We start from the raw sequence: 11,732 nt of genomic DNA, 5'->3' as shown, positions 1-11,732 counted from the left end.
TTTCGATTTTACTGAACACCCTTCAGCTGCTCTCAGAATATTCAATAGATGAACTGAATGAAATCGCAACCATTGCATTAGGTACCTAAAGATGTGTAGATACCTATGCCTGAAAGGAGAGGGAAATTGAAAAAAAGCGGATTAAGAATCATGACTTGTTTTGTGGCTTTCCATACTGGTCCGCCATGACTTCCACCAGCTGATCCAGTTTGATGTATTTCTTGATCACGGCGTCTACATCGGCTTTGCTGAGTTTTGCAAAAGCCTGATCACGTTTTTCACGGTACAGTAAGTTACGGTTATGTTCCAGTTGTGGCATCAGCATCGCATGAATATTGCGCTCATCTTCCAAAGCAGTTACCCGTTTTTTCAGAATACTGGCTTTGGCCGCTTCCAGCTCCTGTTCAGTTACCCCTTTAGCGAGTAAATCATTCAGCACTTTATGCACAGCTTGTGATACTTGCGCCGACTTCGCTGCCGTATAATTGGCTTCTATGCTGAGTGCGCCTGAATCAATCCATTCATCCAGATCCAGATTGCTGCCAAAACCGTACACCAGGGCATTTTTCTCACGGAGTTCCTGGGCTAAACGTGAAGACAGTTGCGAGTCGCCCATAATATAGCCCAACACTATGAGTGCTGGTGCATCGGCATGATTCGAACCCACCGGCAAGGTCAAAATGGCCTGATAATTCCCAAATTCACGTTGCTCAGATAAGGCATGAATTTTTTGTGCCTGATATGCCTGATAATTAGCACTTAGACGCTGATAAGGCAATTGCGCTTTCCATCCTGAAAATTCTTTTTGCAGCAGTTTTAGCATGGGCTGAGCCTGATAATCACCCGTAATGGCAATTTGTGCATGATGACTGACAAAGAAATCCTGATATAACTTTTTCACTTGCTCAACCGTTGCTGCTTGAAGCTGCTGTTTGGACAGGTTCGGTTCAAAATGGTAACGCAAATCTCCTGGCTGATAGGTTTCCAATAAGCGGGTCATGGTCAATGCAGCAACCGTTTCAGGTTCGGTATAGGGACGATCCAGGCTCGACAGGCTCTGTGATTTAATCAGGTCAAACTGCGATTGTTCAAACTTCGGTGTTTTCAGAACATCAAGCATAAATTTGAAATAATCCTCAAATTTGTCTTTTTTCGCCACAATCTGAATGATAATGCTATTTGCAGATGCAGTGGCCGTTGCGCCACCACCAGCTTCAATCGACTTGTCGGCAATATCCTGCAAGCTGTATTGATCTGAGCCACGCAGCAGTAAATAGGCCATCAAATCCAGTACTTCACCTTTATTAAACAAAGATTTGTCCGTACCAAAGTCCACAGAAATGGTGGCATAGGTTTTATCATCACGGGTTGAAGTCGGATATAAAGCGTATACAATACCGTTTTTCAACTTTCCGCGCTGGATTTTCTTTTCAATATCCACCAAATACTGCTTCGAGGTTTTGACGTATTCCGCAACCTCCTGCTTATACACCCTGCTGTCTTTAAGCGGTTCTTCTTGCACACTGGCCTGATCTAAGGTTTTAGGCTGCTCGGCGGCCTGTTGTTGTAATGCTTTTTTCTGATCTTCCGGGGTCGGTTTAATATCTCCAGAAATGCGATGTTCTGGCACTAAAAACCGGGTCAGGGTTTGATTGACATCGTTCAGCTTAAGCTGTTTTACATTATTCAGATCGGTAAAGTACTGCGACCAATTCCCCTGATAGGCCACATAATAATCACTTAATCTTCCACCCAAGGCGGCAGCATTGCTGAGTACGCTGTCTGCCTGATTCTGAATCAGGTTTTTTACCCGGTTCAGTTCGGTCTCATTAAATGGCTGACTCTTTTCCACCCCTGCCACCAGCTCGGATTGCACCCTTTTCTCATCATGATTCGGGGCATAAATGGCGCCCATAAACACCAGATTAAAGTCCTGATCCAGCCAGGTGGTGGATTGAACGCCGGTACTCAAACCAGTTTCCACCATGCTTTGATAAAGATGCCCACTCGGCTGCATGGTATATAAATAAGGTGTCAGTGCCAGAGCAGACTTGATTTTTTCATTTTTGCCATTCAGGTAAATATTGAATTTAGCCAGATCACTGCCCTTTTTCACGGCAAAATTTCTTTGCTGAATTTTGGCCGAATCCAGCACAGGAACCTTGGTCTGTGCTGGAACCTGACGAGCTGCTATAGGGCTAAACTGTTGATCAATCTGTTTTAGCACAGCAGCTTTATCAAATTTACCGGAAATGATCATCACTGCATTATTCGGTGCATACCAAGTTCGATAAAATTTATTCAGCTCATCCATTTTGATGGACTGCAATTCTTTTAAATCGCCAATCGGCAAACGTCCCAGATACTGGTTACCATAAGCCGATTTCCACATCTGGTCCATCATCACTGCAAACGGTTGGTCCATACGAATTTCACGTTCGCGTTTCACAATGGCAATTTCAGAAGGCACAAACTTTTCCTGCAACACCAGTTTGTCCATACGTTCAGCTTCAAGATGAATCACTTGATTAATCGCATTCTGTTCAGGACGGATCACATTGGTATATTTGGTGGAATAATAATCCGTGCTGGCGTTGGTCATTAAGGTGTATTGATCCAGACGGCGCTGAAATTCTTCGCCCTTGATATTCTGTGTTCCCTTAAATGCCAGATGTTCGAGCAAATGCGCCAGACCGCCTTTGCCCTGCGGATCATTGAGCGAACCGGTCAGATAGACCGTATTCATAAACACTTTATTTTCTTTATCGTTTTGCGCCAGCACCACGCGAAAACCATTGTCTAATGTATATTCTTCAATCTTCTGCTCAGATTTAACCAAAATCGGTTGTGCCCAGACAGTTGCACTAAAACCAACAAATAATAATGAGATAGTAAGTTGTTTGAACCGCATGAGCATAATTATTCCAATTTATTCAGTCATATAAATTTTTAAGCATCACATCTTAGAAAATGATCATGATGTTGAGTAGTCACTTTTTGCAAGCATTGCCGTTTATTTCAACAGCTTTGTCGTTCATTTATATCCAGATGTTACAGATATAGCTCTGCCTGCATATATAATTTTGCATAACCCGAAATTTCAATCCGTTCATTTTCAAGCAGTTCACAATATAATTTTCCCCCACGCGCGGATGCCTGATAAGCCAGAATGTCTTTTTTGCCCAGTTTCTCCGCCCAAAACGGTGCAATCGCGGTATGAATTGAACCGGTAACCGGATCTTCCTGAATGCCATTCGCGGGAGCAAAATAGCGCGATATACAATCATAAGGCGCAGCAGCCTGAGCAGTAATAGCCAGATCCAGAACACACTTGGGTTGGGTTTGCCCGGCTTGATGGAGTGTCCATTGTTTGAATAATTCCAGATTGGGCTTTTCATCCCGTACATCTTCCGGATTTGCATATTCCATAATGTAGGCCTGATGATTTAAATAAACATTTTTAAATGGCTTGCTTAAAATTTGCTTTAAAATTTCAGGATAATCGGTAATTTTTTTGCGCGGCGTATCGGAAAATTCATCTTGATTTTGCCATCAGCCTCCTGGCTTACCACAAAAATGCCGAGCTCTTTAACATAAAACCGAAGGGTTTTTGCAGTAGTATAATCTTTAAAGAGTACAAAACTGCTGGCTAGCGTTGCATGGCCACAAAAGTTCACTTCTGTGGTTGGGGTAAACCAGCGGATTTCATAGTTTTCTGCATCAAGCATTTTTACAAAAGCAGTTTCTGCCAGATTATTTTCCAGGGCGATATTTTGCATCAAGACCTCATCCAGCCAATGTTCAGTCACAATCACTGCCGCAGGGTTTCCTTTAAACAGTTCCGTAGTAAAGGCATCCACCTGATACATTTTCATCTTGCTTCCTTCCAGTAATTTAATCTCTGTTGCACTTCATTTGATAATCTAAAAAAAACAAAAAGCTGATCTAGAAAGAGTGTTTGTGTATCCAACTGCAGATCAGCAACGTTATGTATAAATACTGGCCTATTAATTGCGATTTCCCCCTGGAAAAAACCTGGCTTTAAGGCTAGCTTATTCATATCTATATCATTGATTTCTATCTCATGAATTTTCAAGTCCATATGATTGATGTGAAAAATCAATTACAGAACTATATCTGGTTATTAGAACATATCCCGAGTAAAGAAGTAGTTGCAGTGGACCCCACTGAAGCCCATCTGGTCGAAGAGTTTTGTACAGCAAAAGGTTTAAAGCTGACCCAGATCTGGCTGACGCACTGGCATAAAGACCATATTGGCGGTGTGCCCGAGCTTTTACAAAATCGTCATATCCCCGTTTATGGTCCACGGGAAGAATTAAGCAAAGTTCCTTTTATCACTCATCCCCTGCAACATGAAGATCATCTTAATTTTCATGATTTAAATATTGAGATTATTGCTGTACCTGGACATACGCTGGGTCATATCGTTTATTTTATTGATGCGCTGGATGTGCTTTTCTGTGGCGATACGCTGTTTGCCATGGGTTGTGGCCGCGTGTTTGAAGGCACCTATGAGCAGATGTACCATTCGCTCAATCGCCTGGCCGCTTTGCCTGCACGCACCAAAGTCTACTGCACCCATGAATATACGCTGGCCAATGCCAAGTTTGCATTACATGTCGAACCTGACAATCTGGCAATTCAGCAGCGCTTCGAACAGGTGGAAGCACTGCGTATGCTCGGGCAAAGCACCTTGCCAAGTAGTATTGAACTGGAACTGCAAACCAATCCCTTTTTAAGGGTGGAAAGCGTGGAAGAATTTCAGCACATACGCCAGTTAAAAGATAACTTTTAACTGATTTTATGTTAATTACGGCAGGTTTATAAAATTTGATGGGTTTCGGTATAAGCATCCAGCTCATTTTGTGTCACCACTTGGGTGACCTGCATCTCGTCAACACGAACCAGCAGTAAACCGCCCAAAGCGGGTTGATAACGACGGGCGCTGCCAAAAGGCGTATAGGACACTTTGGATTGATCTGCGAAAAATAGCCAATCCTCATGGCCCAGCATGACAGCAACAGGTACCAAGCCTTGTTGCTGCATGTGCTGAATTTGCTTGAGTACGTTCTGTTCAATGGTTTCTGTGGTCATTGCAATCCAGTCTTCATCTTAATCAACATTTTACACCGACCAGAATTCAAAAAATTCCTCGGTACGGCAGTCTATACTTTATCTGTTTTTTAAATCCAAAGCAGCGTCATTTTTTGATGGCTATTGCATGGAGCATTGAGTGAATGGATCATTAACCGAGAGAGATGCTCACTTCACTTCGCTATCGAAATATCCCCAAAACAACTCCAAGATAAGAACATATCTGCAACACCGAAAATTGTGTTTAAATATTTCCATTTCAATAAATCAAAAACACCCAGATTAAAATAAATAAAAATCAATAATATATAAAATTATTTCTTTCAATACCCGATGATTTTCCATCCAAAATTCACTTATTATTTATGCATTTCCTGCATAAAAAAAATACAAAATATTTATTTTATAAAAAACCTGTTCAAGCTACCCTTTAAAAAAATACGTGCATCCCTATTAATTATTTAATTGCAGTCAGTATCTAATATACACAAGGAGTTTTTTCGTGAAGAAAGTTGTTAAGGCAAAAAATTTAATTGCATTTCGTATCTGGTTAGAAAAATTGGGCTATTCAGTAAAGTCATTGACTGACAATCGTGGATTTACCTTTAGCTTTAAAAAAGAATATGGTCTGGTCACTTGTGATTTAGCGGGTAATGCCCTTGCCATGCAGCTTGGCGAAGAATTCGAAGATCACTTAAAAGCTTAAAAGACTATATGTAATTTTGGATCGAAACAAAAACAATAATAATTTTAAATAAATCTATTTTCAGAAAGCCCATTTTTTGGGCTTTTTATTTATCTTTACTTTTTTTACAGGCAATAAAAAAGCAAGGTGATTTACCTTGCTTTCATATGGTGGGGATAGAGAGACTCGAACTCTCACGCCCAGAGGGCGCTGCGACCTGAACACAGTGCGTCTACCAATTCCGCCATATCCCCGTCAGGACCAACTAAGTGGCTGGATTTTTTTACAATAAAAAAGCAAGGTAGCATACCTTGCCTTAATATGATGGTGGGGACGGAGAGACTCGAACTCTCACACCTTGCGGCGCTGGAACCTAAATCCAGTGCGTCTACCAATTTCGCCACGTCCCCATCAGGGTACCAACTTAATGTTGGATTTTTAAAGCTTGGCAGAGGATCAAGGATTCGAACCTTGACGAACGGTTTTGGAGACCGTCATGCTACCATTACACCAATCCTCTATAACCTAATTATCAAACCATGTTGATATTTAAGTGGTGGGGACGGAGAGACTCGAACTCTCACACCTTGCGGCGCTGGAACCTAAATCCAGTGCGTCTACCAATTTCGCCACGTCCCCAATGGCTGTGTATATTATAGAGATCGATTCCTCATGACAAGACCTTTTTATGAAAAATCCACTTGTTTGTTTAAATAAAAAACAAAAAACGTTTTTCTGTATTTTTCTTAAACAATTTCAGTAAGTAAGGCCTGTTTTATGGTGTAAATATCAGTAAATCGCTGTTCTTTTTGCTTCGCTATCATTCCACGCAAATAGCGTTCAAACGGCAAAAAATGTTGTGGCAGTTCAATCGTTAACTGCTGACAATGTAAATAAGCCCAGTCCCGGTAATTTTTTGCCCTTAAACGCTGCCCGCTGAGCCATTCATAAAGAATAATGCCGAGAGCATAAATATCAGTTTGTACGGTTTTATCGGCACCCTGAAAAAGTTCGGGTGCCATATAGCGCGGTGTGGCAGTCAGACTTTTCAGGGGGTGGACTGCATTGATTTTCTGTACCTGCTCAAAATCGATTAAACATGCACGTTTTTGATATTCAACCAAGTGCTCGCATTTTAAATCGCCATGAATCCAGCCGAGCTGATGTAATTGCTCCACGGCATCCAGCAGCTTTATGAAAGTCTGTTTGATCTGTTGCAGCGACATCCCGGCACAATCATCCAGCAATAAGTCTGCATCGCTTAGAATCAGTGCCGCACTGCCCGACACGTTTGATTCAGCCAGGTTTTTAAAATGAGAAATGATTTGAAACGGCAATAAAAAATCAGGCATGCTGCTGGAAGAACTGGCTTGAGCTGAAAATTGCTGATAAAAAACCAGTTCATTCCAGAACCCGGCTTCAACGCCTGGATGGCTATTCAAGCTTTGCTTTTTTAGCCAATAGCATTGCTGCTGATATTCAAAGGTATATAAACAACGCCCAAAAGTTAAACTTTTGGGCTTGATCTTTAACCTTAAATGGATGTTAGAAAAATCCACATCTTTAAACTGCAATAAATTCTGCGGTTTTTTTCTCTGGATCATGCTGATAACTTAAAAGCTCTAAACAGTGCTGGATGGTTTTGCCTACACGGGCATGAGTTTCAATCGAGGATATTTTCGGCCAGGTTGCCCGCTCACCTTCTCTTTGCAATAACTTGAACAAATATGGCCGTGGATTCTGAAACATATAGGTATAATGGCGTAAGCTATAATCCCCGACAATATTCAAATCGCCATAATAACCTTGATCAATCACTCCATAGCCATGATCGAGCAAACGGCGTACAGGCGGAAACATGCCGACCCGACCACGAGCAAAATCCATGATTCCTTTGGTAATGACTTTGCCCTGACGACGAACAATCCGCTCTGGCCAACTCATCATATCTTGACGGTAGCGCTCTACATCACTTTGCATGAATGGCACAATATGTGGATTCACCTGACTGGCAATGGTGTAATTTAAATTATACAGTCGCGCCATTTTTTCCTGCGGGAAATCACTTCTTACACTGCCGTCTACCCAACGGGTATTGGACATATAAGGGGTCAATTTACCATCGTAACGCTTGCTGGTAAGTTTAACCGGTGGAAACAGGATAGGCACAGCACAGGAGGCCAACACCGCACTCCAGACCAGTAAATCTGGCGAAGTATAAGTATTCATAATACGTGCCTGTTGTGAGGTATCATAAGGTGCTACAGCGACATTAATATGTAAGCCGGAAGTTTTAAAGGCTTCTTCAAAAGTTACATCACCCAAATTTTCAATCAGGAATTTTTTCAGATATTTGACATCTGCAAAACCGCCATTACCTTTTAAAATGTCGCCAAGTTTTCGAAAATGAAAAGCTTCCGTAAAAAAGTTTTCACCGTTTAAAAGACTGGTAATATCTGAAGGTTTTGAGGTACCCAGCATGGTGGTCATGATTGCCCCGGCACTCGAACCGGATAACACCTTAGGCATTAAATCCTGTTCCAGCAGTGCTTTACATACACCAGTATGAAACAGTCCTAAAGTTGCCCCACCAGAAAACATGATTGCAGGCTGCCCATAAGCCTTTTTACACTGCTGAAAGAACTCTATTTTTTTTTCCATAGACAAGCAAATACAGCTGCTCGAAGCAATGTAAGCCAGACTTTCACTGACTTCTTCCACATAATCTTCAATGATTTTTTTAGTCCCCACATAAGTGGCATTAAAAAGCATGGGATGTGCAATATTCGCGATATCGTAGCTTAGCCCTTCACGTAATATATACATGAGATCGTGAGTACGTTTTTGAAAACGGTAGCGTTTTAACCTGTTTAATCGCTCAGAAATAATTTCAGCATCAAAATAAGGTGAACAGTTATCCAATTTCCACTCTTGAGCACCGGATTCTTCATCTATTTTTAGGGCGATGCTCTTCCATTCTTCATAAGTTTCAGCCGAAGCAAGCTGACTTTTTAATTTTTTTATACGATACGCTTGATGTGGATTAATATTTGTCGCGAAATTATTAAATAACATATTTATCCCTCAAACACTTTCATTATTATTTCCTGTCCCGGATCGGGTATCAAACATCATATTCGCACAATCCACAAATGATGAATCAATCATGATACCCCCTATTCAATTGGCAAACTATGACTATTTGATATACAGTTCCCATATAAAATGACCTTTTTTCACTTTATCCGTATAAGCTGAACCATCATGGCAACAATTGACTTACCTGACAATATCTTACAAGTTCTTTCTACTGTACTCCAACAGCTACAGCAAAACCTCCCTGACCTGAAACAAGAAACCAACTTTGAAGCTTCGGCTTATAAGTGGCAAAATCACCAATTAAAGGCCATTCAGCAGCCCAAAAAAATCTATTTGGACGATTTAAAGGGTATAGAAAAACAAAAAGAAAAAGTAATTCAAAATACCCGGCAATTTTTAAAAGGCTTGCCTGCCAACGATGTGCTGCTGACTGGCTCACGCGGTACAGGAAAATCATCCATTGTACGTGCACTGTTAACCGAGTATGAATCTGAAGGTCTGCGTTTAATTGAAATTGAACGTGATGATTTGGCCGATCTCCCGATGATTCAGAAATTGATTGAAAATCGCCCGGAAAAATTTATTGTTTACTGTGATGACCTGGCTTTTAACGCAGAAGATGAAAACTATCGCAGTTTAAAAAGTGTCCTGGATGGTTCATTACAATCTGGTTCAAGCAATTTTATTATTTATGCCACCAGCAACCGCCGTCATTTATTGCCTGAATTTATGCATGAAAACACACCCGTAACACGTATGGATGTACCGCAATATACGGAGCTGCACCCGCAAGAAGCTATTGAAGAAAAAATTTCACTGTCTGACCGTTTCGGCATGTGGCTGTCTTTTTATCCCATGGATCAAAATTTGTACTTGGAGATCGTGCAGCATTATTTAGCCAAAGCCGGTATGTCCATGACAGATGACGTACGCGCCGAAGCCTTAAGATGGTGCCAGGCACGTGGACAGCGTTCAGGGCGTGCAGCGTATCAGTTTTCGAAACACTGGATTGGGTCGCAGCAGTTAAAAGCCCTTTAAAAACAAAGTGATTAATAGACTTCTTGCATAAATCATTTTAGAAACCAAAAATTGTTCTTACAGCTGAAATTGAAAACAGATTTTAGTCGATATTTGATTCATGAGTGTGGCATGGATGCCACACGTTTCCCATCCCTTGCGCTGCATTTTAAAGCAGTGCTTAAAACTGGCTCATGAAGTCGTGTATGTGAAACAAAAGGTTTTTCTTGCGGACTCAAAATACATTTTGAGATCCTCATTTTGACCTTTCAAAAGTAGAGAGATTGCCTACGAAAAGGTAAAAAAATTAAATCAATCAAGTGAGGCTATGCTGATTTAAAAAATCTAATAACGATATCCCTAGACGGGCTTTCAGAGGTTTCTCAAAAAACTTTGGCGCTGTTCCTGACGATAAAAAAGTTTAAGCGGCCCGCATGGACGTGCTGAATTACCGTAATAGTCCAGAAAATCAAGAGAAGGCTGCCGCTGCGCAAAGTTTCAAGCAAAAATGGACAGCGGCCAAGACACATCGCAAGTATTTGGAATTACAAGACCAATTTAATCAGTTTATTAAGAAAAACAGTTCAAAGTCATCCTGACCAATTTTATGCTTCAGACTTGAGTTGCCGTTTATGCTCAAACATTCTTCTATCTGCTTCAGCAGCTGCTTTAAACAGTCCTTGAGCAGGATGACGCATGGCCACACCAATCGCCGCAGCAATTTTTTCCTGCTTGAAGGCTTGCATAAGGCGACTCAAGAGTACTTCTGCTCCTGCCTCATCATTTTCTACACTTAAAATCACAAATTCATCACCACCTAAACGGGCCACAATATCATTACTGCGTGCGGTATTCCTGAGCACATTCGCCGTTTGCTGGATCAGCTCATCGCCCCGATCATGCCCCAAACTATCATTTACTTTTTTAAGATCATTCAAGTCAATAAAAAAAACGGCTGCCGGATGTCCATAACGCTTACAGCGTTCTTCCTCTGTAGTAACCAATTTTTCCCAGGCCCGGCGGTTGTATAAGCCCGTCAATCCATCTCTTAGAGCTTCAGCTTCTAAACGCTCATGCTGACGGATTTGTTCACTTTGGCGCAGTTCAGCTTGAAGGATATTACTTAATAAATTACCGAATAATTCGACTAATTCTACCTCCTGCATAATTGCATCAGATTTGATTTGCGGATCAATGGCACAAAGGGTACCGAACAAGCTGCCGTCTTCATGGATTAGCGGTTGACCGATATAAGACTTAATACTGACTTGCTGGTTAATCGGTGCAGTTGCATATAATGGAATGTCTTCTGAACGCGGAGCAATTTTAGGACCTTTACCGGCAATCATGTGAAAGCAAAATGAATCCGCCCACTGAAATACCTGTCCGGGCTGAACATCATAACCATGGTCTTCGCTTTGCAGCACAATCCAGTCTTTACCTTCTACCCGGGTAATCATCCACAAGTTAAATCCGAAGCGTGAATGGAGAAACTTTAAAACCGCTTGCCCCGCCTCTTGAAAACTTCTGAAATTTATATGGTCCATATGAACAAACCTATGATGATGATCATAAAATAAATATTTTTTTGATTTACTTTAAAATATATTTTAATTGAGCAAAACCATTCTAAATATAAACGCGCATATATCAAATTATATTTTGCTGCAACCGCTTCAGCTGATTATTAAAAAAGAGACGCTAAGCCACTACTGTCCCACAGTTTACTTTAAATAAAAAAAACCTGAGTCTAAATAGTTAAAATATGAGTGCAAACAAACACTTTAACTATAAAGGACTCAGGTTTTGTCACATC

At 41.1% G+C, this 11,732-nt stretch carries 9 protein-coding genes, 4 tRNA genes and 1 pseudogene; 4 read left to right on the top strand and 10 right to left on the bottom strand.

Going from position 1 to position 11,732, the window contains the following annotated elements:
• Positions 1-148 precede the first annotated feature (148 nt).
• Positions 149-2,917: a M16 family metallopeptidase gene (locus ACPUEY_RS13580; protein ID WP_425122406.1), complete on the bottom strand. Its 2,769-nt coding sequence runs from the start codon at positions 2,915-2,917 to the stop codon at positions 149-151.
• 134 nt (positions 2,918-3,051) lie between these two features.
• Positions 3,052-3,875: pseudogene (locus tag ACPUEY_RS13575) on the bottom strand (PhzF family phenazine biosynthesis protein).
• 209 nt (positions 3,876-4,084) lie between these two features.
• Between ACPUEY_RS13575 and gloB the strand changes: the two are divergent.
• Positions 4,085-4,816, top strand: coding sequence for a hydroxyacylglutathione hydrolase (gloB, locus tag ACPUEY_RS13570; RefSeq protein WP_425122405.1), 732 nt, complete (start codon positions 4,085-4,087; stop codon positions 4,814-4,816).
• Between the two features lie 26 nt (positions 4,817-4,842).
• Here the strand turns inward: gloB and ACPUEY_RS13565 are convergent, their stop codons facing one another.
• Entirely contained in the window at positions 4,843-5,115 is a 273-nt protein-coding gene (locus ACPUEY_RS13565) for a hypothetical protein (RefSeq protein ID WP_425122404.1), read from the bottom strand.
• Positions 5,116-5,617: 502 nt separating this feature from the next.
• Here ACPUEY_RS13565 and ACPUEY_RS13560 point away from each other — a divergent pair.
• Positions 5,618-5,821 (top strand): hypothetical protein, encoded by a 204-nt coding sequence (locus tag ACPUEY_RS13560; protein WP_086176023.1) that lies wholly within the window; start codon positions 5,618-5,620, stop codon positions 5,819-5,821.
• Between the two features lie 147 nt (positions 5,822-5,968).
• On the opposite strand, the gene ACPUEY_RS13555 is transcribed toward ACPUEY_RS13560, so the two are convergent.
• The 6 genes from ACPUEY_RS13555 to ACPUEY_RS13530 all read right to left on the bottom strand — a co-directional run bounded on the left by ACPUEY_RS13555 (position 5,969) and on the right by ACPUEY_RS13530 (position 8,875).
• A tRNA-Leu gene (locus ACPUEY_RS13555) sits at positions 5,969-6,054 on the bottom strand.
• Between the two features lie 71 nt (positions 6,055-6,125).
• Positions 6,126-6,210: transfer RNA gene (locus ACPUEY_RS13550), tRNA-Leu, on the bottom strand.
• Positions 6,211-6,246: 36 nt separating this feature from the next.
• A tRNA-Trp gene (locus ACPUEY_RS13545) sits at positions 6,247-6,320 on the bottom strand.
• Between the two features lie 34 nt (positions 6,321-6,354).
• Positions 6,355-6,439 (bottom strand) — tRNA-Leu (locus tag ACPUEY_RS13540).
• Positions 6,440-6,546: 107 nt separating this feature from the next.
• On the bottom strand, positions 6,547-7,404 hold the full coding sequence (locus ACPUEY_RS13535; protein ID WP_425122403.1) for a serine/threonine protein kinase: 858 nt from the start codon (positions 7,402-7,404) through the stop codon (positions 6,547-6,549).
• Positions 7,364-8,875, bottom strand: coding sequence for a DUF3336 domain-containing protein (locus ACPUEY_RS13530; protein WP_425122402.1), 1,512 nt, complete (start codon positions 8,873-8,875; stop codon positions 7,364-7,366). Before ACPUEY_RS13530 ends, ACPUEY_RS13535 begins: the two co-directional genes overlap by 41 nt.
• Positions 8,876-9,064: 189 nt before the next feature.
• Here ACPUEY_RS13530 and ACPUEY_RS13525 point away from each other — a divergent pair, with 189 nt between their 5' ends.
• Positions 9,065-9,937, top strand: coding sequence for an ATP-binding protein (locus tag ACPUEY_RS13525; RefSeq protein ID WP_425122401.1), 873 nt, complete (start codon positions 9,065-9,067; stop codon positions 9,935-9,937).
• Positions 9,938-10,350: 413 nt separating this feature from the next.
• Complete coding sequence (locus ACPUEY_RS13520; RefSeq protein ID WP_425122400.1) at positions 10,351-10,515, top strand: hypothetical protein; 165 nt, start codon at positions 10,351-10,353, stop codon at positions 10,513-10,515.
• 6 nt (positions 10,516-10,521) lie between these two features.
• Here the strand turns inward: ACPUEY_RS13520 and ACPUEY_RS13515 are convergent, their stop codons facing one another.
• Positions 10,522-11,463 (bottom strand): sensor domain-containing diguanylate cyclase, encoded by a 942-nt coding sequence (locus ACPUEY_RS13515; protein ID WP_425122399.1) that lies wholly within the window; start codon positions 11,461-11,463, stop codon positions 10,522-10,524.
• Positions 11,464-11,732 lie beyond the last annotated feature (269 nt).

Source organism: Acinetobacter sp. G11 (assembly GCF_049808495.1).
Classification (GTDB): domain Bacteria; phylum Pseudomonadota; class Gammaproteobacteria; order Pseudomonadales; family Moraxellaceae; genus Acinetobacter; species Acinetobacter kookii.
This window is presented reverse-complemented; position numbering and strand designations above follow the sequence as displayed.

What these genes read in the sequence shown, in the direction of transcription:
- ACPUEY_RS13535 (WP_425122403.1), bottom strand. Translation starts at nt 7,404, where the DNA reads ATGATCCAGAGAAAAAAACCGCAGAATTTATTGCAGTTTAAAGATGTG.
- ACPUEY_RS13515 (WP_425122399.1), bottom strand. Translation starts at nt 11,463, where the DNA reads ATGGACCATATAAATTTCAGAAGTTTTCAAGAGGCGGGGCAAGCGGTT.
- ACPUEY_RS13520 (WP_425122400.1), top strand. Translation starts at nt 10,351, where the DNA reads ATGGACGTGCTGAATTACCGTAATAGTCCAGAAAATCAAGAGAAGGCT.
- ACPUEY_RS13525 (WP_425122401.1), top strand. Translation starts at nt 9,065, where the DNA reads ATGGCAACAATTGACTTACCTGACAATATCTTACAAGTTCTTTCTACT.
- ACPUEY_RS13580 (WP_425122406.1), bottom strand. Translation starts at nt 2,917, where the DNA reads ATGCTCATGCGGTTCAAACAACTTACTATCTCATTATTATTTGTTGGT.
- ACPUEY_RS13565 (WP_425122404.1), bottom strand. Translation starts at nt 5,115, where the DNA reads ATGACCACAGAAACCATTGAACAGAACGTACTCAAGCAAATTCAGCAC.
- gloB (WP_425122405.1), top strand. Translation starts at nt 4,085, where the DNA reads ATGAATTTTCAAGTCCATATGATTGATGTGAAAAATCAATTACAGAAC.
- ACPUEY_RS13530 (WP_425122402.1), bottom strand. Translation starts at nt 8,875, where the DNA reads ATGTTATTTAATAATTTCGCGACAAATATTAATCCACATCAAGCGTAT.